The 20,515-nt window shown below is 59.1% G+C and carries 22 protein-coding genes; 8 read left to right on the forward strand and 14 right to left on the reverse strand.

Features of this window, described 5'->3' with window-relative positions; genetic code table 11:
- Window positions 1-60 precede the first annotated feature (60 nt).
- The 3 genes from MEB48_RS20940 (at window position 61) to MEB48_RS20950 (ending at window position 2,588) form a co-directional block, all read left to right on the forward strand.
- Window positions 61-1,068 (forward strand): methionine ABC transporter ATP-binding protein, encoded by a 1,008-nt coding sequence (locus tag MEB48_RS20940; protein ID WP_237885826.1) that lies wholly within the window; start codon window positions 61-63, stop codon window positions 1,066-1,068.
- Window positions 1,068-1,742 carry a methionine ABC transporter permease gene (locus tag MEB48_RS20945; RefSeq protein ID WP_030129657.1) on the forward strand — a complete coding sequence of 225 codons (675 nt, stop codon included), beginning with the start codon at window positions 1,068-1,070 and terminating at the stop codon, window positions 1,740-1,742. Before MEB48_RS20940 ends, MEB48_RS20945 begins: the two co-directional genes overlap by 1 nt.
- 72 nt (window positions 1,743-1,814) lie before the next feature.
- The gene (locus tag MEB48_RS20950; protein ID WP_237885827.1) at window positions 1,815-2,588 is read left to right on the forward strand and encodes a MetQ/NlpA family ABC transporter substrate-binding protein; all 774 of its coding nucleotides are present in this window, start codon (window positions 1,815-1,817) and stop codon (window positions 2,586-2,588) included.
- A gap of 202 nt (window positions 2,589-2,790) precedes the next feature.
- On the opposite strand, the gene MEB48_RS20955 is transcribed toward MEB48_RS20950, so the two are convergent.
- From MEB48_RS20955 to MEB48_RS20975, 5 genes are read right to left on the reverse strand one after another with little or no spacing between them, the layout of a single operon-like run.
- Entirely contained in the window at window positions 2,791-3,426 is a 636-nt protein-coding gene (locus MEB48_RS20955) for an SCO family protein (RefSeq protein WP_237885828.1), read from the reverse strand.
- Window positions 3,423-4,322, reverse strand: a complete 900-nt coding sequence (gene cyoE / locus MEB48_RS20960; RefSeq protein WP_237885829.1) for a heme o synthase — start codon at window positions 4,320-4,322, stop codon at window positions 3,423-3,425. The genes MEB48_RS20955 and cyoE overlap by 4 nt, the downstream gene beginning before the upstream one ends.
- Entirely contained in the window at window positions 4,310-5,383 is a 1,074-nt protein-coding gene (locus tag MEB48_RS20965) for a COX15/CtaA family protein (protein WP_237885830.1), read from the reverse strand. The genes cyoE and MEB48_RS20965 overlap by 13 nt, the downstream gene beginning before the upstream one ends.
- 10 nt (window positions 5,384-5,393) lie before the next feature.
- Window positions 5,394-5,987, reverse strand: coding sequence for a hypothetical protein (locus MEB48_RS20970; RefSeq protein WP_237885831.1), 594 nt, complete (start codon window positions 5,985-5,987; stop codon window positions 5,394-5,396).
- On the reverse strand, window positions 5,953-6,693 hold the full coding sequence (locus MEB48_RS20975) for an SURF1 family protein (RefSeq protein ID WP_237885832.1): 741 nt from the start codon (window positions 6,691-6,693) through the stop codon (window positions 5,953-5,955). Before MEB48_RS20975 ends, MEB48_RS20970 begins: the two co-directional genes overlap by 35 nt.
- A 70-nt stretch (window positions 6,694-6,763) precedes the next feature.
- On the opposite strand from MEB48_RS20975, the gene MEB48_RS20980 reads away from it, so the two are divergent.
- A complete protein-coding gene (locus tag MEB48_RS20980; protein WP_030129650.1) occupies window positions 6,764-6,967 on the forward strand; it encodes a twin transmembrane helix small protein in 204 nt (67 codons plus the stop codon).
- Window positions 6,968-7,046: 79 nt separating this feature from the next.
- Here MEB48_RS20980 and MEB48_RS20985 read toward each other — a convergent pair whose 3' ends face one another.
- The 4 genes from MEB48_RS20985 to coxB form a co-directional block, all read right to left on the reverse strand.
- Window positions 7,047-7,934 carry a cytochrome c oxidase subunit 3 gene (locus MEB48_RS20985; RefSeq protein WP_237885833.1) on the reverse strand — a complete coding sequence of 296 codons (888 nt, stop codon included), beginning with the start codon at window positions 7,932-7,934 and terminating at the stop codon, window positions 7,047-7,049.
- A gap of 32 nt (window positions 7,935-7,966) precedes the next feature.
- Window positions 7,967-8,524 carry a cytochrome c oxidase assembly protein gene (locus MEB48_RS20990; protein ID WP_237885834.1) on the reverse strand — a complete coding sequence of 186 codons (558 nt, stop codon included), beginning with the start codon at window positions 8,522-8,524 and terminating at the stop codon, window positions 7,967-7,969.
- 114 nt (window positions 8,525-8,638) lie between these two features.
- The gene (gene ctaD, locus MEB48_RS20995) at window positions 8,639-10,231 is read right to left on the reverse strand and encodes a cytochrome c oxidase subunit I (protein ID WP_095055398.1); all 1,593 of its coding nucleotides are present in this window, start codon (window positions 10,229-10,231) and stop codon (window positions 8,639-8,641) included.
- 82 nt (window positions 10,232-10,313) lie between these two features.
- Window positions 10,314-11,441: a cytochrome c oxidase subunit II gene (gene coxB, locus MEB48_RS21000; RefSeq protein ID WP_237885835.1), complete on the reverse strand. Its 1,128-nt coding sequence runs from the start codon at window positions 11,439-11,441 to the stop codon at window positions 10,314-10,316.
- Window positions 11,442-11,811: 370 nt separating this feature from the next.
- Here coxB and MEB48_RS21005 point away from each other — a divergent pair, with 370 nt between their 5' ends.
- The gene (locus MEB48_RS21005; protein WP_237885836.1) at window positions 11,812-12,462 is read left to right on the forward strand and encodes a hypothetical protein; all 651 of its coding nucleotides are present in this window, start codon (window positions 11,812-11,814) and stop codon (window positions 12,460-12,462) included.
- Between the two features lie 112 nt (window positions 12,463-12,574).
- Here MEB48_RS21005 and MEB48_RS21010 read toward each other — a convergent pair whose 3' ends face one another.
- From MEB48_RS21010 to MEB48_RS21020, 3 genes are all read right to left on the reverse strand, one after another.
- The gene (locus MEB48_RS21010; RefSeq protein WP_237885837.1) at window positions 12,575-14,101 is read right to left on the reverse strand and encodes a SulP family inorganic anion transporter; all 1,527 of its coding nucleotides are present in this window, start codon (window positions 14,099-14,101) and stop codon (window positions 12,575-12,577) included.
- An 81-nt stretch (window positions 14,102-14,182) separates the two neighbouring features.
- Window positions 14,183-14,914 carry a carbonic anhydrase gene (locus MEB48_RS21015; protein WP_237885838.1) on the reverse strand — a complete coding sequence of 244 codons (732 nt, stop codon included), beginning with the start codon at window positions 14,912-14,914 and terminating at the stop codon, window positions 14,183-14,185.
- Between the two features lie 234 nt (window positions 14,915-15,148).
- Window positions 15,149-16,207 (reverse strand): PA0069 family radical SAM protein, encoded by a 1,059-nt coding sequence (locus tag MEB48_RS21020; RefSeq protein ID WP_237885839.1) that lies wholly within the window; start codon window positions 16,205-16,207, stop codon window positions 15,149-15,151.
- A 210-nt stretch (window positions 16,208-16,417) separates the two neighbouring features.
- On the opposite strand from MEB48_RS21020, the gene MEB48_RS21025 reads away from it, so the two are divergent.
- Entirely contained in the window at window positions 16,418-16,723 is a 306-nt protein-coding gene (locus tag MEB48_RS21025; RefSeq protein WP_237885840.1) for a hypothetical protein, read from the forward strand.
- A gap of 113 nt (window positions 16,724-16,836) precedes the next feature.
- Here the strand turns inward: MEB48_RS21025 and MEB48_RS21030 are convergent, their stop codons facing one another.
- Window positions 16,837-17,124 (reverse strand): YheV family putative zinc ribbon protein, encoded by a 288-nt coding sequence (locus MEB48_RS21030; RefSeq protein ID WP_237885841.1) that lies wholly within the window; start codon window positions 17,122-17,124, stop codon window positions 16,837-16,839.
- The gene (gene prlC, locus MEB48_RS21035; RefSeq protein ID WP_237885842.1) at window positions 17,121-19,172 is read right to left on the reverse strand and encodes an oligopeptidase A; all 2,052 of its coding nucleotides are present in this window, start codon (window positions 19,170-19,172) and stop codon (window positions 17,121-17,123) included. The genes MEB48_RS21030 and prlC overlap by 4 nt, the downstream gene beginning before the upstream one ends.
- A gap of 101 nt (window positions 19,173-19,273) precedes the next feature.
- On the opposite strand from prlC, the gene MEB48_RS21040 reads away from it, so the two are divergent.
- Together MEB48_RS21040 and MEB48_RS21045 are read left to right on the forward strand one after the other, a co-directional pair.
- The gene (locus MEB48_RS21040) at window positions 19,274-19,819 is read left to right on the forward strand and encodes a gamma carbonic anhydrase family protein (protein ID WP_237885843.1); all 546 of its coding nucleotides are present in this window, start codon (window positions 19,274-19,276) and stop codon (window positions 19,817-19,819) included.
- Window positions 19,820-19,861: 42 nt separating this feature from the next.
- Window positions 19,862-20,512 (forward strand): HAD family hydrolase, encoded by a 651-nt coding sequence (locus MEB48_RS21045; protein ID WP_237885844.1) that lies wholly within the window; start codon window positions 19,862-19,864, stop codon window positions 20,510-20,512.
- Window positions 20,513-20,515 lie beyond the last annotated feature (3 nt).

Genomic DNA, 20,515 nt, shown 5'->3' on the forward strand with positions numbered 1-20,515 from the left:
TAAAATGCGCGCCCGGCTAACCGCTGATCCCTTTCTAACGCGCCCCACAAGGTTCGCTACGTGATCGAGTTTCAAAACGTCCATAAAACTTACCGCGTCGCCGGTAAGGATATTCCCGCCCTGCATCCAACCAATCTGACGATTGAGAATGGTCAGGTCTTTGGCCTGATCGGCCATTCCGGCGCGGGAAAAAGTACCCTGCTGCGTCTGATCAATCGTCTGGAAAACTCCAGTGGCGGCAAGATCATCGTCGATGGCGAAGAAGTCACCGCGCTGGACGCCAATAGCCTGCGGCGCTTCCGTCAGCAGGTCGGGATGATTTTCCAGCACTTCAACCTGCTGGCGTCCAAGACCGTGGCCGACAACGTCGCGCTGCCGCTGACCCTCGCCGGTGAACTGTCCCGTAGCGAAATCGACCGGCGTGTGGCGGAGTTGCTGGCGCGGGTCGGTCTGTCTGACCATGCGAAAAAGTACCCGGCGCAACTGTCTGGCGGTCAGAAGCAGCGTGTCGGCATCGCCCGCGCCCTGGCAACCAAACCGAAAGTCTTGCTGTGCGATGAAGCCACCAGTGCCCTGGACCCGCAAACCACGGCGTCGGTCCTGCAATTGCTGGCCGAGATCAACCGCGAGTTGAAACTGACCATCGTCCTGATCACCCACGAAATGGATGTGATCCGTCGGGTCTGCGATCAAGTGGCGGTGATGGATGCCGGCAAGATCGTCGAACAAGGCTCGGTGGCCGAGGTGTTCCTGCACCCCAAGCATCCGACCACCAAGCGCTTCGTGCAGGAAGACGAGCAAATCGACGAAAGCGAACAGCGCGATGACTTCGCCCACGTACCGGGGCGCATTGTGCGTCTGACCTTCCAGGGCGAATCGACCTACGCGCCGTTGCTGGGTACCGTCGCCCGGGAAACGGGCGTGGACTACAGCATCCTGGCCGGTCGCATCGATCGCATCAAAGACGTCCCTTACGGGCAATTGACCCTGGCCGTCACCGGTGGCGACATGGAAGCGGCGTTTGCGCACTTCACCGCAGCTGACGTCCACATGGAGGTGCTGCGCTGATGGAAGTCCTGATGAGTTTCTTTTCCAATATCGACTGGTACGAAATCTGGCTGGCTACCTGCGATACCCTGCTGATGCTCGGCGGTTCGCTGTTGTTCACCGTGCTGTTGGGTCTGCCGCTGGGCGTGCTGTTGTTCCTGTGCAGCCCGCGCCAGTTGCTGGAAGCCAAAGGCGTCTACGCAATGTTGTCGCTGATGGTGAACATTCTGCGTTCGCTGCCGTTCATCATTCTGCTGATCGTGATGATTCCGTTCACCGTGTTGATCACGGGCACTTCCCTGGGTGTCGCCGGCGCAATTCCACCCTTGGTGGTGGGCGCCACGCCGTTCTTCGCACGACTGGTGGAAACCGCCCTGCGTGAAGTGGATCGCGGCATTATCGAGGCGACCCAGGCCATGGGCGCGACGACACGTCAGATCATCACCAATGCCTTGCTGCCGGAAGCCCGTCCCGGCATCTTCGCGGCGATTACTGTGACAGCGATTACACTGGTGTCCTACACGGCAATGGCCGGTGTGGTCGGCGCTGGCGGCCTGGGCGACCTGGCGATCCGTTTCGGTTACCAGCGTTTCCAGACGGATGTGATGGTTGTGACGGTGGTGTTGCTGCTGATGCTGGTTCAAGTGCTGCAAACCGTTGGCGACAAATTGGTTGTCCACTTCTCACGTAAATAAGTCATGAGCCGGCCATTCGCTGGCAGGCGCCAAACGGGCGCCGCAAGCGGGTACCCACAAGGAGTTAGCTGAATGAAAAAACTACTCGTCGCGTTCGCTGCCGTTGCAGCCTTTTCCGCACACGCTGCCGACACCCTGACGGTCGCGGCCACCCCGGTACCTCACGCGGAAATCCTCGAGTTCGTTAAACCGGCCCTGGCCAAAGAAGGCGTGGACCTGAAGGTCAAGGTCTTCACCGACTACATCCAGCCGAACGTGCAGGTGGCCGAGAAGCGTCTGGACGCCAACTTCTTTCAGCATCAACCGTACCTGGATGAGTTCAACAAGGCCAAGGGCACCAACCTCGTCAGCGTTGCCGGCGTGCACCTGGAACCGCTGGGCGCTTACTCCAGCAAACACAAAACGCTGACCGAGCTGCCGGGCGGCGCCAACGTGGTGATCCCGAACGACGCCACCAACGGCGGTCGTGCGTTGTTGCTGCTGGCGAAGGCTGGCCTGATCAAGTTGAAGGACTCGAACAACATCCTGTCGACCGTGAAGGACATCACCGAGAACACCAAGGACCTGAAATTCCGCGAACTGGAAGCCGCGACCATCCCGCGCGTGCTGACCCAGGTCGACCTGGCGCTGATCAACACCAACTACGCGCTGGAAGCCAAGCTCGATCCGTCCAAGGATGCGCTGGTCATCGAAGGCAGCGACTCGCCATACGTGAACATCCTCGTTGCCCGTCCGGACGACAAAAACAGCGCAGCGATGCAGAAACTGGTTGCTGCCCTGCACAGCCCGGAAGTGAAAGCTTTCATTCTCGAGAAGTACAAAGGCGCGGTACTGCCGGCGTTCTGATACTGAAGGGGACGCAGAGCGTCCCTGGCTGCATTCCCACGCGGAGCGTGGGAACGATCATAAGAAAAACGGGGACGCATTGATTGCGTCCTCTTTTTTTTATGCCTGAAATACCAACCCTGTAGGAGCCCGGCTTGCCGGCGAAGGCGCCCGTGAGATCGCCTTCGCCGGAAAGCCGGGCTCCTACAGGGGGTGGTGTTGCTTATTCGCGCTTGAGCATCACCGGCAACTGCGTCACCAGCTTCTGATTGTTCAGCGGTGCACGAATGAACCCGCGCTGGGTCCCGTCCGGGCCGATCACTGCGAGGTTGCCGCTGTGGTCGACGGTGTAATTAGGCTTGCTGGTGTCCGCCGGAATGAACGGAATACTCACCGCATTGGCCAGTTTCTGAATGTCTTCGACCGAAGATGCGGTCAGCCCGATGAACTGTGGATCGAAGTACCCCAGGTACTGCTTGAGTTGCTTGGGCGTGTCGCGGTTCGGGTCGACGCTGACCAAAACGACCTGCAACTTGTCCACAGCATCCGCTGGCAGTTCGCTCTTGATCTGCCGCAGCTGGGCGAGGGTGGTCGGGCAGATGTCCGGGCAGAAGGTGTAGCCGAAGAACAGCAGGCTCCATTTGCCTTTCAGCTCGTTGACCGCCACTGGCTTACCGTCCTGATCGGTCATCTTCACGTCCGGCAGGTTACGGCTTTGGGGCAACAGGATGATTCCCGCATCGATCAGTGCCGTCGGGTCGCCCTGGTTTTTTCCGGTCAGTACTTTATTGATGGTCAGGCCCAGGATCAGCGCGATCAAGGCGACGAGTATGAAGACGGTTTTCTGGGTTCGGGTCATAGGATCAACAGTAAGTAGTGGTCTACGAGCAGCGCGATAAACAGCAGGAACAAGTAGTAAATAGAGTACTTGAACGTGTTGATCGCCGCGTGCGGCCGAGTGCCACGGTACAGCACCACGGCCCATTGCAGAAACCTCGCGCCCAGTGCGAGGGCACATATCAGGTAGAGCACGCCGCTCATGTGGATCACATAGGGCATCAGGCTGACGGCCAGTAGCGCAAAGGTATAAAGCAGGATGTGGACTTTGGTGTAGTGCTCGCCATGGGTCACCGGCAGCATCGGAATGTCAGCCTTGGCATATTCCTCCTTGCGGTGGATCGCCAGCGCCCAGAAGTGCGGCGGGGTCCAGGCGAAGATGATCAGCACCAACAGCAACGGTTCGGCACTGACATGACCGGTGGCGGCGGTCCAGCCGAGCAGCGGCGGGGCCGCACCGGCGAGGCCACCAATGACGATGTTCTGCGGCGTCGCGCGTTTCAGGAAGCCGGTGTAGACCACCGCATAGCCAAGCAGCGAGGCGAGGGTCAGCCACGCGGTCAGCGGATTGGTGAAGGCCAACAACAAAGCCTGACCGAGCACCGCCAATACCAGAGCGAAAGTCAGCGCAGCACTCGGAGTTACCCGACCTTCGGCCAAGGGCCGCTTGTGAGTCCGGGCCATGACCGCGTCGATGCGCCGATCCACCACATGGTTGACCGCCGCCGCACCGCCGGCACACAAGGCAATCCCCAGATTGCCGAACACCAGCACCGTCCACGGCACCCCGGCGCGGGTCGCGAGGAACATGCCGACCAGCGAGGTGATGAGCATCAGCACCACCACTTTCGGCTTGGTCAGCTCCAGGTAATCGCGCCAGATTGCCTGACTGTGACGTTCGCCGATCAGAATCGCCATGGCATCTCTCCTTTTATTGTTATGGGCCCGGCTGAATGTTTACGCGGGCTGAAGCGCCAGCGTGTCGGCTGCTTGACCCGAACCAGACTGGTTCGCGCGTGATAATTGACCAGCACCATCGTCAGCAGCAGCGCTGCGCCACCGGCGTTGTGGGCGACAGCCACCGGCAGAGGTAGATGAAACAGCACGTTGCTGATGCCCAAGGTGATTTGTGCGGCAAGGGCGATCAACACCATGGCAGCCAGGCGCGTCATGCCGACGACCTTCAACTGCCAGGCCAGACCGAGCAAAACGAAGGTGACCAGTAATGCGCCGATGCGGTGAGTCAGGTGAATCGCGGTGCGGGCCTCGCTGTCCAATTGCCCGCCCAGGTAATTGGGGCCGATGTGTTGGGTCAGGTGAAAGCCGTTGGCAAAATCAGTCGGTGGCAGCCATTGCCCGTGGCAGGTGGGAAAGTCGATGCAGGCCACCGCCGCGTAATTGGAACTGACCCAGCCACCCAGGGCAATTTGCAGGATCACCAGCAACAACCCGGCGGTCGCCCAGTGCTGCAAACGCCGGGGCACGGTCAGCGCCGGCAACACGCCGGACAGGCGCAAGGTCAGCAGAAACAACAGGCTCAACGTCGCAAAGCCGCCAAGTAAATGCCCGGTGACCACTTGCGGCCAGAGCTTGAGCGTCACCGTCCACATGCCGAACGCCGCTTGGGCGAACACCACCGCCAGCAAGAACAACGGCAGTTTCACCGGCTGCCCCGGGTGATGACGGTGGGCCCAGGCGCGGCCCGCCAGCACCGTGATCAACAGCCCCAACGTGCCGGCGAAGTAGCGGTGAAGCATCTCGTTCCAGCCTTTGTGGGCTTCTACCGGCGTATCGGGAAAATGCAGTTCGGCATGGGCCAATTGGGCTTCGCTGTTCGGCACGCTGATAAAACCGTAGCAGCCGGGCCAGTCCGGGCAGCCGAGGCCAGCGTGGGTCAGGCGTGTGTAGGCGCCGAGCAACACCACAATCAGTGCCAGTAAGGTGGCAAACAGCGCGAGGCGAAATCCAGGTTTGGCCATGACGATGCCCTTATCCGATGTTCGACAGTTTCAGCAAATGGCGCAGGTCGTTGAGCAGGTCCTTGCCCTTCACCGTCGGGTCGTAGCGCAGCACCAGGTTGCCGTGAGGGTCGATGATCCACAGGTGCGGCGTGTCATTGCTCTGAGCGCCTTTGATGTAGGTCGGCGGGTCCAGCGAATAGCGCTGCAACTGCGGGTACTCGCGTTGAAGTTTAGTCGCGTAATCGCTGTTCAGCGGCTGTGCGATGGCCAGCGCATGGCTGGCGCGGGAGGCCTCGCGACCGAGGCCGATCTGGATCTGGCGCGCCAGATACACCAACTGCTGGCAGTCCACCGAACAATCCTTGGGCGCTGTCACCAGTAACTGCCAGCGGTCTTCTTGCGCCTGCACGCCGATGTCGGCGCGGGTCTGGCCGTTGCCGATCAGTTCACCGTGATAACTGCGGCCCTCGGGTACCCAGAATTGCAATGTGTACATGCCGGTGGCGAGGATCATCGGACCCACCACTCCCAACAGGATCAGTAGCAACTGCAAGCGCCCGCGTCGCCGATTTACCGGCGTTTTCGCCTCAGACATGCCGGGTGGATTCATGGCCGCTCCCATTATTGTTCTCCTTTTCGTTGTGCCAGCCGAGATAGAGGTAAAGGCCGAGCAGGGCGATCGACAGGGCGAACCACTGCACGGCATAAGCCACGTGTTTTTCCGGCCCCATGGCCACCACCGGCCAATCGGCCTGGTAGGTCGCGGGACCACTTTGCGCGCGTAATTCGTAGGCGAAACCGTCACGATCAAGCGCCGCCCAGAGCCTGGCCGGCTCAACGGCGGTGATCAGTTGTGGCCAGGTCGTGGCGTTTGGGTCGGCGTGCAATTGGAACGTTGCACCGGGGGATACGTAGACCCAGGCGTCGAGGCTCATTGGCTGAGTCGGCGTGGTGAATGACGGTGGTGTGCGCCGATCCGGCCACGGCAACCAGCCGCGATTGACCAGCAGCCACAGCCCGGTTGCCCGGTCCTGAAACGGTTGCAGCAACTCGACCCCGACCTTGCCGTCGCGCTGACGGTTGTCCAGCAGCAGGCTGTGTTCGGCATCGAACTGGCCATGCAGGCGAACCCGGCGGAAGGCTGGATCTTCAGTGTGTTGCAGTTCGGTGCTGGCCATCGGTTCGGCCGCCCGACGCTCGGCGTAGCTTTGCAGCAGTGCGCTTTTCTCCGCGCCCCGGCTCAACTGCCAGAACCCGAGTGACACCAGCAAGGGCAGCAGCACCGCGACCACCAAGGTCGGCACCAGGCCCGGCCGGAAGCGTTTCATGGCATCGCCAGAAAGTCGGTAATCGCGATAGCTATACTCAAATGCATCGCCTGTCCCCCGGAGTGTCACCATGCTCAAAGCAGCCATCGTCCTGATGCTGATTGCCACGGTTGTCAGCCTGTTCAGCGGCCTGTTTTTTCTGGTCAAGGACGACAGCCACTCGAATCGCCTGGTCATCGCCTTGAGTGTTCGTGTTGCGCTGGCCGCCACCACTGTCGGCTTGATCGCCTGGGGTTTTTTCAGCGGCCAGTTGGTATCTCACGTGCCTTGGTAGCTGTAGGAGCGAGCTTGCTCGCGAAGGTGTCTCAGTCGAAATCAAAGTGTCTGACACACCTTCGCGAGCAAGCTCGCTCCTACAGCACGTAGACGAAAACGAACAACCCGATCCACACCACATCCACGAAGTGCCAGTACCAGCTCGCCGCCTCGAAGGCGAATTGGTGGTCGGCATCGAAGTGCCCGCGCATGATCCGCATCAGCATCACGAACAGAATGATGGTGCCGATGGTCACATGGGCCCCGTGGAAACCGGTGAGCATGAAGAACGTTGCGCCGTAGATGCCGGAACCCAGCGTCAGGCCCAGTTCGTGGTAAGCGTGGATGTACTCTTCGGCCTGGAAACCGAGGAACGCGCAACCGAGCAATACGGTCAGCGCCAGCCAGATTTTCAGTGCGCCGCGATGGCCTTTCTTCAAGGCGTGGTGAGCGATGGTCACGGTGACGCTGGAACTCACCAGCAGCACGGTATTGAGCAGCGGCAGGCCCCAGGGACTGATGACTTCCTTGGGTGGAGGAAAGAGTTTCGGGTCCGGATTGTTCAACAGCGGCCAAGTGAATTCGAACGTAGGCCACAACATGTGGGCGAGGCCTTTAGTGCCCTCACCACCCAATGCCGGGCCCGTGATGTTGCGCACATAAAACAGCGCACCGAAAAAGGCGATGAAGAACATCACCTCCGAGAAAATGAACCAGCTCATGCCCCAACGGAACGAGCGATCCATCTGAGCGCTGTACAACCCTTGGCGACTTTCCTTGATCACCGTACCGAACCAGCCGAACAACATGTAGGCCAGCAGCAGACCACCGACGAAAAAGATCAGCGGGCCGTGGGATTCCGGCCGCGCAGCCTTCAGGTCATTGAACCAGGTGCCCAGGCCGAACACCGTGACGAACATGCCGACCGTGGCGATGATCGGCCATTTGCTCTGGGCTGGAACGTAATAATGTTCATGAGTTGCCATTTATTGTTCTCCTTATCGGGCACGCTATACGTCTAGCCGCCGGTGCTTGCTGCAACAGCCACGGGCGGATGACGTGCGGTGATATCGAACAGCGTGTAGGACAGCGTCAGGTGCTTCACTTCCTTGGGCATGTCGCGGTCAACGATGAACCGTACCGGCATCTCGATGCGTTGACCGGGCTGAAGCACTTGCTGGGTAAAGCAGAAACATTCGGTTTTGTGGAAGTACGCGGCTGCGTTGCTGGGCGCGATGCTCGGCACCGCCTGGGCGCTCATCGGCCGATCAGTCGGGTTGTGGGCGATAAAAATCATCTCGTTCACCGCCCCCGGATGAGCGGTCAGCTCATCACTCTTGGGATAGAAATCCCAGATCATGTCGGCGGAGTTGGTCGACAGAAACTGCACGCGAACCTGCCGCGAGACGTCGACCGTTTGCTCGCCTTCATACTGCCCGGAGGTTTTGCCATTGATGCCGAAGGCCTGGCACATCACGTCGTAGATCGGCACCAGGGCAAAGCCGAAAACAAACATCGCCACCACCACCAGCAACAGGCGGGTGACGAGTTTCTTCGTCGAAATCGAATCAGCCACGTTGAAAGCCCTCTACATAGACCCCTGTAGGAGCTGGCTTGCCAGCGAAAGCGGTATGTCTGACACACCGAATCGCTGCCTTCGCTGGCAAGCCAGCTCCTACGGGGTGTGCGTTCATTTCACTTCCGGCGGCGTGGTGAAGGTGTGATACGGCGCGGGCGATGGAATGCTCCATTCCAGGCCTTCGGCGCCATCCCACGGCTTGGCCGGTGCCGGCTCGCCGCCACGAATGGTCTTGATCACGATGAACAGGAAGAAGATCTGCGTGGCCCCGAACATGAACGCACCGATCGACGACACCATGTTGAAGTCGGCGAATTGCAGGTTGTAGTCCGGAATCCGCCGCGGCATGCCCGCCAGGCCCACGAAGTGCATCGGGAAGAACGCCAGGTTCATGCCGATGAACGAGAGCCAGAAGTGCAGCTTGCCGAGGGTTTCGTCGTACATGTGGCCGGTCCATTTCGGCATCCAGTAGTAGGCCGAGGCGAAGATCCCGAAGATCGCCCCCGGCACCAGCACATAGTGGAAGTGCGCGACCACGAAGTAGGTGTCCTGGTACTGGAAGTCCGCCGGGGCGATGGCCAGCATCAGCCCGGAGAAACCGCCAATGGAGAACAGGATGACGAACGCCACGGCGAACAGCATCGGCGTCTCGAAGGTCAGCGAGCCTTGCCACATGGTACTGGCCCAGTTGAACACCTTGACCCCGGTGGGCACTGCGATCAGCAGCGTGGCGTACATGAAGAACAACTCGCCCACCAGCGGAATGCCGACCACGAACATGTGGTGCGCCCAGACGATGAACGACAGGAACGCAATACTCGCCGTGGCGTAGACCATCGAGGTGTAGCCAAACAGTGGTTTGCGCGAAAACGCCGGAATGATCGAGCTGACGGCACCGAAGGCCGGCAGGATCATGATGTACACCTCGGGATGACCGAAGAACCAGAACACATGCTGGAACAGTACCGGGTCACCGCCACCGGCGGCACTGAAGAAACTGGTGCCGAAGTGGATGTCCATCAGCATCATGGTCACGCAGCCGGCCAATACCGGCATCACCGCGATCAGCAGGAATGCGGTGATCAGCCAGGTCCAGACGAACAGCGGCATTTTCATCAACGTCATGCCGGGGGCGCGCAGGTTGAGGATGGTCGCGATCACGTTGATCGCGCCCATGATCGAACTGATCCCCATCAAGTGGATGGCGAAGATGAAGAACGTCACGCTTTCCGGCGCGTAGGTCGTCGATAACGGTGCATAGAAGGTCCAGCCGAAGTTCGGCCCGCCACCGGGGGTGAACAGGGTCGATACCAGCAGCAGAAACGCTGCCGGCAACAGCCAGAAGCTGAAGTTGTTCATCCGTGGCAAGGCCATGTCCGGCGCGCCAACCATCAACGGGATCATCCAGTTGGCGAGGCCGACGAAGGCCGGCATCACCGCACCGAACACCATCACCAGGCCGTGCATGGTGGTCATCTGGTTGAAGAATTCCGGCTGGACGATTTGCAGTCCCGGCTGGAACAGTTCGGCCCGGATCACCATGGCGAACGAGCCGCCCAGCAGGAACATGGAGAACGCAAACCACAGGTACAGCGTGCCGATATCCTTGTGGTTGGTGGTCAGCACCCAGCGCATCAGGCCTTTGGCGGGGCCGTGGGCGTGAGCGGTGCCGGTATGAACATGGTCATCGACTACAGCAGTCATGTCCTGTCTCCTGCAAACGGATGGGCTGGGCGGGCCGAGGCATCATGCCCCGAGCGGTTCCTGACGTACGCAATAGACCGGGTCATTGGCTTTCCGCCTGTTTCAGCTCCAGCACTTCTTTAGGGGTGACCATGTCGCCTTTGTTGTTGCCCCAGGCGTTACGTTCATAGGTCACGACCGCCGCGATATCGACTTCCGACAGCTGTTTGCCGAACGCTGCCATGGAGGTGCCGGGCTTGCCGTGGAAGACGATGTTCAGGTGATCCTTGATCGGCCCGGTGGCGATTTTCGAGCCCTTGAGTGCCGGGAACATCGGCGGCAGACCCTGGCCTTCAGCCTGGTGACAGGCCACGCAGGTAGTGTGATAGACCTTGTCACCGCGCTCCTTGAGCTCGTCGAGGGTCCATTCCTTGCTGGTCAGCTCTTTGAGCTGCGCGGCTTCCGCTTTGCGTTCGCCCAGCCAGGTTTCGTAATCGGCCTTTTCCTTGACCTCGACCACGATCGGCATGAAACCATGGTCCTTGCCGCACAACTCGGCGCACTGGCCACGGTAGATGCCGGGCTTTTCAACACGGGTCCAGGATTCATTGACGAAGCCCGGAATCGCATCGCGCTTGACCGCGAAGGCCGGCACCCACCAGGAGTGGATGACGTCGGCGGAGGTCACCAGAAAGCGCACCTTGGCACCGATCGGCAGCACCAGCGGCTTGTCGACCTCCAGCAGGTAATGCTCGCCCTTGGTTTCCTTGTTCTGGATCTGATCGGCGGGAGTGGCCATGTTGCTGAAAAACTCGACGTCCTGGCCAAGGTATTTGTAGTGCCATTTCCACTGATAACCGGTGACCTGGATATCGATATCCGGCTCCGTGTTGTCGTACATCTTGATCAGGGTGGCGGTTGCGGGGACCGCCATGGCCACCAGAATAAGCAGGGGCACGATGGTCCAGAGAATTTCGACGGTGGTGCTTTCATGAAATTTGGCGGCCACCTGCCCGGTAGAGCGGCGGTGGACCATCATCGACCAGAACATGGCGCCGAAGACGATGATGCCGATCACTACACAGATCCAGAAAATGGTCATGTGCAGATCGAATACTGCGTGACTGATTTCAGTCGCTCCAGGCGCCATATTCACAGTCCAGGCCGCTTGTGCCTGACTGAAAATCGACCACAACAGGAGGCCCATCCAGACATGTGGATGTCGCATCATTGCGGGTTCCCCTTATAGTTCTTTTTATCCCGCCGGCTTTCACCTGCGGCAAGGGAGCGGCTTTTTCAGACTACGAACTTGAATCGCCGAGCCTTGCTGCATATGCAGTCGGGCGTCATCAGCTAACTCCATTCAGAACCGAGTATAGACAGCGACTGCCACCTCGCAACGCGATGGCGTAAATCAATCGAAACAGGTTGGACTTGCGTTCCAGGTCGCGAATGGAGAAGGATGCAGACGAGTGGTGGCAAATAGATATAACTTTGAAGTCTCAAGGATGAAATAATTATGACAAATGCGTCTTAGCATTTTTCATAAGCCAGCTACGTTTTGTTTTCCCTATTTCATTGCCTTGTTTCCTGGAGTTTTCATGAACACCGCCGCATTGCGCGAGCAGATCCAAAAAGCCCAACAACATGAAGCCGAGACCGGCCTGTTGACCCGACAACTGGAAACTCAACTGCCGCACCTGCATGCGGCCATCCAATTGCCGGATATCGATGCCAACGGCGTGATGACGCGTTTTGTGGCCGCGTATATAGAACAAGTGCCGGACCTGCTGGATGCAGCCAATGAAGTCGCCAGGGAAGCGGGCATCGAATCGCAGATCAAGCCGGTATTGAAAATTGCCGAGCACTTCTTCCTTCAGCCGCCGGCGATCATGGCCGGTCATATCGGCCTGGACGGCCTGCTGGATGAAGCTTATCTGGCGCATCGGTTGGTCGAAGAGGTCAACGACCTGTACATCAAGCATTTTGGCCAGCCATTGATCCCCTTGGACATGACGGTTGCCAACCTGATTGCCCACCAACTGATTGGCGAGGAATTTGCCAATCAGCTGGATGAGGCGGTGCATCACGCTGTGGACGAGATGCTGAACGATGAAAGTTTCGCGCTGGAGTCGGTAGAAGCCTACCGCGATAAGCTCAACAGCCCGGACACCGGCGCTGCCTGGAAGCGCTGGCCGTGCCTGTCGCGCCAGTTGGGCGTGGGCCTTGAGCTGGATCAGCCAGCGGCGTAAGTCTATGCAATACCTGTAGGAGCGAGGCTTGCCCGCGAAGGCGGCGTGTCAGTCGACATCAATGTTGAATGTAACGCCGCCTTCGCGGGCAAGCCTCGCTCCTACAGGTGGTTTAAGCGGTTGAGCCTACACCGGTTGTAGTACGCAACCGTCCTTCAAGCCTGCGCTTCAACCCTCGCGCCTCAATCAGTAGCTTCGAACCCTTGGCCGCATTGGCCCGGCCCCATTCCTCCAGCAACTCAAGGCACGAGTGATCGATATAGCTCAGATTATTGAGCGGCACATGCACCGTTGCGCCTGCTGGAATGGTCCCTAGCACTTGGGTCAGCGCCGGTACCTTGAGGAAAGTCGCCGCCCCCACCAGTCGCAGTTCCATTTCGCCGTCCGCTGGAAGATCGATCAGGCTGATTTTCAGGCGCGAAGCCTTCCAGGCCAGTTTGGCCAGTGTCAGACCGAAGCCGATCAGCACGCCGGTCAGCAGGTCGGTGAAGATGATCGCCAGTGCGGTCGCCGCATAAGTGAACATCGGCATCCGGCCATAACGGCCCAGGCCGCGAAAGGCCTTGAGGTCCACCAGTTTGAAACCGGTGTAAACCAGGACGCCCGCCAGGCTCGCCACTGGAATGCTTTGCAGTACGCTCGATAGCAGCAGCACGAACGCCAGCAACCACAGACCATGGAACACCGTCGACAGTCGGGTGGTGGCGCCGGCCTGAACGTTGGCCGAACTGCGCACGATAACTCCGGTCATCGGCAGCGCACCGAGCAAACCGCAGAGCATATTGCCGACGCCTTGCGCCGACAATTCGCGGTCGAAGTCCGAGCGTTGTCCACTGTGCATGCGGTCCACGGCGGCGGCCGAGAGCAGGGTTTCGGCGCTGGCGATAAAGGCCACGGCGAAGGCCGCGATCAGCAGCGCCGGGTCAGCCAGGTTAAGCAGATCCGCCGGACGCAGCCAGTCGATGGCTTCCGCCAGGTTGGCCGGGACTTCCACGCGTTTGACCTGCAATGCAAGCACCAGGCTGGCGACCGTTGCCAGGCCGACCCCGAGCAATGCTCCGGGAACGAACCGCAGGGAATGCGGGCGTAGTTTTTCCCACAGCCACATCACGGCAATGGTCGACAGCCCAAGCAAACCCGCTTGCCAACCAAGCGACGGCAAAGCCTGAATCACGGCAGCAGGGAAGGCCGCCAGATTATCCAGCCCCGACGGCTTGGGCACGGCATCGAGCATCACATGCACTTGCGACAGCACGATCAGCACCCCAATCCCGGCGAGCATGCCGTACACCACCGCGGGCGCTGTGACCCGAAACCAGCAACCCAGCTTCAGGCGTCCAGCCACCAATTGCAGAAAACCCGCAAGCAACAGGATCGGCCCAAGCATGGCGATACCATGCTGGCGCACCAGTTCGAACACCAATACCGCCAGACCCGCCGCCGGGCCGCTGACTTGCAGCGGCGATCCGGCAAGCCAGCCAACCACCAAACCACCGATAATACCGGTGATCAAGCCTTTGGCCGGCGGCAGCCCCGAGGCGATGGCGATGCCCATGCACAAGGGCAGGGCGACCAGAAACACAACCACCGAAGCCAGCAGCTCCCGTGGCAGAACAGCTTTTAATTGAGTAGCACCCATGGTGACTCTCCCGAAGTTTTCTTCAGGCATGGCAAAGCCAGGCTGCCAGATCAGCAGCCTCGGCTAAACCATACGGAGGATTTAGAAGCGCGCTTTGGGCGTCGCCACCGGAATCGGATGACTGCCATCGAGCGGCAGGAAACAACCCTGATCCGCGTCGTAAGCTTGAATTTCGCTGGTTTCGATGTTGTAAACCCAACCATGGATAAACAATTGACCGTTAGCCATACGCGAGGCCACCGATGGATGCGTGCGCAAATGCTGCAACTGAGCGATCACATTCTCTTCAGTGAGGATGTGCATGCTTTCGTTTTCGTCAATGCAGTTGCAGTTGTCCTGGACCATGGTTTTGGCCACTTCGGCATGCCGTAACCAGGCCTTGACCGTCGGCATCTTTTCCAGGCTCTGCGGGTTGAGTACCGCGCGCATTGCGCCGCAGTCGGAGTGCCCGCAGATGATGATGTGATGCACGCCGAGGGCCAGCACCGCGTATTCGATGGCTGTGGAAACACCGCCATTCATTTGCCCGTAAGGCGGCACGACGTTGCCGACGTTACGGGTCACGAACAGGTCGCCGGGGGCGCTTTGGGTAATCAGTTCGGGAACGATGCGTGAATCGGCACACGCAATGAACATCGCCCGAGGCCGCTGGGCCGTGGCGAGTTTTTTGAAGAGTTCTTCCTGCTGCGGAAAGATCTCGTGATGAAAGTGCAAAAAGCCGTCAACAATATGCTGCAGCGCTGCATCGGCGGTTTCCGCCTCGGGTTGGGCTGAAGCCGACACAGCCAACGGCTGTTTATCCTTGTCACTCATGATTCATCCTCTTTGGCGGAGTCAGGGAATTTTCCCGTTTTGTCCGGTGTGAAGCCAGTGGCTGTATAAAAAACATCCAGGTCGAAAAGCCAGACCCGTCAGTCACTCGATGAACAAGGTAGCCGTCGAAACTTAACTCAAACTGAATTAAAACGCTCTAGAACGAGTGTTCCAGGTCACAGGGAGCGTGACCGGTGTATCGTTTTCTCTACTCAACCATAGGGCCAATTGTCCTTAAATCAACGACATTTGGCGACCCGGCGGACAAAAGGCTTCGCAATTCAGATTGAAACCTTCCCGACGATCGAGCCCCAGGCGCTTGATGGTTTTGGCGAAGCGTTGTGCCAGCAGATCGGCAAATGGCCCTTCACCGCGCATTCTGGTACCGAACCGGCTGTCGTAAAGCTCGCCTCCACGGCTTTGGCGGATCAGGCTCAATACATGAGCCGCACGTTGAGGATAATGGGCGGCCAGCCATTCTTCGAACAGCGGTGCCACTTCCAGCGGCAGGCGCAACATCATGTAGGCCGCGCTTTGCGCACCGGCCGCATGGGCTTCGGTCAGCAGGCTTTCGAGTTCGCTGTCGTTGATCATTGAAATCATCGGTGAACACAAAACGCCCACCGGAATCCCGGCTTCGCGCATCACCCGGATCGCTCGCAGTCGTGCCTTGGGTGCCGCGGCGCGAGGTTCGAGGATGCGTTTGAGTTCGTCATCCAGCGTGGTCAGGCTGATCATCACCGCCACCAGCCTTTGCTCGGCGAGTTCGGCCAGCAGGTCCAGATCGCGGAGAATCAGCGAGCCTTTGGTGATGATGGTCACCGGGTGGCGGTAACGCAGCAGCACTTCGAGCGTCTTGCGGGTGATTTTGTGTTCGCGCTCGATGGGCTGATAAGGGTCAGTGTTGGAGCCCAGGTTGATCGGCGCACATTGATAGCCGCGCTTGGACAGTTGCTCCTCCAGCACATCGGCGGCGTTGGTCTTGGCGATCAGTTTGGTTTCGAAATCCAGCCCCGGTGACATGTCCCAGTAGGCGTGGCTGGGCCGCGCGTAGCAATAGATGCAGCCATGCTCGCAGCCGCGATAGGGATTGATCGAGCGATCGAAGGGTAAATCCGGCGAATTGTTACGGGTGATGATGGTTTTCGCTGTCTCGATGCGCACCTCGGTGCCTTGAGTCACCGGCACTTCCTGATACCAGCCGTCGTCCTCCGCCACCGAGCGGTTAGGCGCGAAACGGTTATGCGGGTTGGTCGCGGTGCCGCGGCCACGTGGGGGCAATGGCGTATGCATGGGGCAATCCTGATAGCTGTATGCGCATACAGTATATCGAGTCAAGTCGGCCGACCAGTGCCGTTCGGCGCCTACTCGTTTTTTGTCGATGTGAAGTGCCGGTGGGCAACTAACGGATACATATAAGCGCTCGTTGATGAAATGAAAGTGTCGGTACTATTCATGTCGCTGCAAACAATAAACATAGAGAACATTTAAAAGGATTTAATGATGTCGTTTTTTAACCGTCGTGGCATTTTTCTACAAAAGCTTGGCCCAACGATTGTGAGTCCCGGTGAAGTACTTGTATCGATGCAGTTTGCATTGAAAGAGGAAGGCTGGGACGCTGAAAGCTCCATGGTTACTGAGACCCTGCTGGACTCCACTACGATAGTCGCGTCGTCGAATGATGGCGGTAAGTCTTTCACTCTCGGTAAAAACAATAAAGATGTCGATGGCGACGGCGTTATCAATGCCGATGACAAAGTAAAACTGCTGGCCTTGGCTAGTGCATATGCCCGTATTGTAAATCCTTGAACGAAACTGCCAGTCCGTTTAACAGTTGCTTGATGAAGAGCTGGTTTAAACGGCCCATGTCGAGTAAGTAACACCTTCCACTGCGTTGCGCAGTGGAAGGTGGTTTCCAGCACTCAGTGCTGATCGTCAGGCTTTTTCTTCAACTTCGGGTTCGGAAAAAACTGCACGGCCTGGACCTTGGCATCTGGCACCTTGAGTGCCGAAGTATTGACTCGCGTACCCAATTCCTTAGGCACCGACAGACCTTGTTCATTCAGCGTGTCGGAATAACCGCAGGCCACGCACTCGCGATGCGGAACGGCGTCTTCGCTCCACATCATCAACTTGTCCGGCTCGCTGCAGGCCGGGCACACCGCCCCGGCGATAAAGCGTTTTTTGGTAATCACGGGTGCCTCACTCATGCTGCCGCGTCCTCACTCAGGCCGCTATGGCGCAAGAGTGCGTCAATCGACGGCGCACGGCCACGGAAGTCGACGAACAGCACCATCGGTTCCTGAGAGCCGCCCCGCGCCAGGATTGCTTCACGGAATGCACGCCCGGTCTCGGCATTGAGCACACCCTCTTCTTCGAATCTCGAGAAGGCATCGGCGGACAATACTTCTGCCCACTTATAGCTGTAGTAACCCGCCGCATAACCGCCGGCGAAGATGTGGGCGAAGCTGTTGGGGAAGCGGTTGTAGGCCGGCGGACGCATGACTGAAACTTCGTCACGCACGCCTTCGAGCACTTGCAGCACGCTGCGACCGTCGCCGTGGGTCGCGTGCAATTCGAAGTCGAACAATGAGAACTCCAGCTGGCGGACCATCATCAGCCCGGACTGGAAGTTCTTCGCCGCGAGCATTTTCTCCAACAGATCCTGAGGCAATGGCTCGCCGGTTTCATAGTGACCGGAAATCAGCGCCAGGCCTTCCGGCTCCCAGCACCAGTTTTCCATGAACTGGCTTGGCAGCTCGACCGCATCCCAGGCCACGCCATTGATGCCGGACACGCCAGCATGCTCGACGCGGGTCAGCAGGTGATGCAGGCCATGACCGAATTCGTGGAACAGGGTGGTCACTTCATCGTGGGTCAGCAGGGCCGGTTTGCCACTATCAGCCGGAGTGAAGTTGCACACCAGATTCGCCACCGGGCTTTGCAGCACGCCGTTGATTGTGCGGCGATGATCGCGAGCGCCGTCCATCCAGGCCCCGCCGCGCTTGTTGGCGCGGGCATACAGGTCGAAGAAGAATCGGCCGACGTGCTGGCCGTTTTCCTTGATTTCGAACAGGCGAACGTCCGGATGCCAGGTATCGAAGCCTTTCAGCTCGGCGATCTCGATGCCGTACAGGCGCTGCACGATGTTGAACAACCCACCCAGAACCTTGTCGATCGGGAAGTAGGCGCGAAGCGTTTCCTGGGCGACGCTGTAACGCTGTTCGCGAAGTTTTTCACCGTAGAAACCGCTGTCCCAGCTTTGCAGGTCCGGGCAACCTTGTTCGGCGGCGTAGGCCTTGAGCTGTTGCAGATCCTGGGCGGCGAAAGGCTTGCTGCGTTTTGCCAGGTCGCGCAAGAAACTCAGCACCTGATCGTTGGACTCGGCCATTTTGGTGGCCAGGCTCAGCTCCGAGAAGCTGGTGAAGCCCAACAGTTTTGCCAGCTCCTGACGCAGGTCGAGGATCTCTTCCATGACCGGGCCGTTGTCATTCTGACCGGCATTCGGGCCTTGGTCCGATGCACGGGTGCAATAGGCGGCGTAGAGTTCTTCACGCAGGGCGCGGTCGTGGGCGTAGGTCATCACCGCGTAGTAACTCGGAAACTCCAGGGTGATCAGCCAGCCGTCGAGATCTTTGGCTTGTGCGGCGGCGGCCATTTGCGCCTTGGCCGATTCAGTCAGGCCAGCGAGGGCAGCTTCGTCGGTGACGTGCTTGGTCCAGGCCTGGGTGGCGTCGAGCAATTGATTGGAGAAGCGGCTGCCCAGCTCCGACAGTTTGCTCTGCACGTCGGCGTAACGCTTTTGCTCAGGCGCAGGCAGGTCGATACCCGACAGACGGAAGTCACGCAGGGCGTGTTCCAGGATGGTTTTCTGCGCCACGTCGAAACCGGCGGCCTCAGGGCTGTTGGCCAGCGCTTCATAGGCTTGGAACAGTTCACGGTTCTGGCCCAGCTCGGTAGCGTAGGCGCTCAAGGCCGGCAGACAAGACTCGTAGGCTTCGCGCAATTCAGCGCTGTTGCACACAGCATTGAGGTGGCTGACCGGGCTCCAGGCGGCGCCCAGACGATCATTAAGCTCGTCCATCGCCAGCACCAGGCCGGCCCAGGTCGGTTGTGTGCCCTGGGTTTTGAGGATGTCGACAATGGCGGCGCGGTTGTCAGCCAGGATCTTTTCAATGGCCGGTTGCACGTGTTCGGCACGGATCGCCGAGAATGGCGGCAGGTCGTAGGACTGCAGAAGAGGGTTGTTCACGCTCACGGTTGGCACCTTGGCTGGAAAACATGCGGGAAGAAAGATGGCCCCATCTTAATTACAATCGACGCTCACCGCAGCTATCAGCAAAAGAGAGAGAGCCTATCGTGACCCTTCGCAAGTATCAGAACCACACGCCGCTGCTGGGCAAAGACGCCTTTGTCGACGGCTCGGCAGTGGTGATCGGCGACGTCGAAATCGGCGAAGACAGCTCCGTCTGGCCGCTGACAGTGATCCGCGGCGACATGCACCGCATCCGAATCGGTGCGCGCACCAGCGTGCAGGACGGCTGCGTGCTGCACATTACCCACGCCGGGCCGTTCAACCCCGATGGCTTCCCGCTGCTGATCGGCGACGATGTGACCATCGCGCATAAGGTCATGCTTCATGGTTGTGCCGTGGGCAACCGGATTCTGATCGGCATGGGCAGCATCGTCATGGACGGTGCGGTGGTCGAGGACGATGTGATCATCGGCGCCGGCAGTCTGGTACCCCCGGGCAAGCGCCTGGAAAGCGGTTTCCTCTATGTCGGTAGCCCGGTGAAACAGATCCGGCCGCTGACTGACAAGGAAAAAGCCTTTTTCACCTACAGCGCGGCGAACTACGTGAAGCTCAAGGACCTGCATCTGGCCGAAGGCTACGACCAGCTCTAAGCCTCTTGATAACGGAAAGTGACTCGCTGCTCAGGAATTTTCATGCATTACCAAACCGTACTGTTCGACCTTGATGGCACGCTGACCGACCCGCGCGAAGGCATCACCCGTTCCATCCAGTTCGCTCTGGGCAAACTGGGCATCGATGAGCCGGACCTGACCAGGCTCGAGCACTTCATTGGCCCGCCGTTGTTGCAGGCGTTCATGCAGTTCTACGATTTCGACGAGCCCAAGGCCTGGGAAGCGGTGAATTTCTATCGTGAGCGCTTCAAGGTCACCGGCCTGTATGAGAACCGCGTGTTCGATGGCGTCACGCCGCTGCTGGAAACCCTCGGCGGGCAAGGGCGACAGCTGTACATCGCGACTTCCAAGCCGTGGGTTTTCGCCCGGGAAATCGCCCGGCACTTCGACTTCGCCAAGCATTTCAAAGTGATTTACGGCAGTGAACTGGACGGCACGCGAACCGACAAGGTCGAGCTGATTGCGCACTTGATGAGCGAAGAAGGCCTGGACCCGGCCAATACGCTGATGATTGGCGATCGTAAACACGATCTGATCGGTGCTCGCAGCAATGGACTGGACGCGGCGGCGGTGGGTTATGGATTTGGCAGCCGAGAGGAGTTGAGCGCAGAAGGTCCGGCATATCACTTCGAGACGCTGGATGAGTTGCATCAGGCGTTTTTGCAGCGCTGATCA

The sequence above is a fragment of the Pseudomonas sp. PGPR40 genome (assembly GCF_022014505.1).
Taxonomy (GTDB): Bacteria; Pseudomonadota; Gammaproteobacteria; order Pseudomonadales; family Pseudomonadaceae; genus Aquipseudomonas.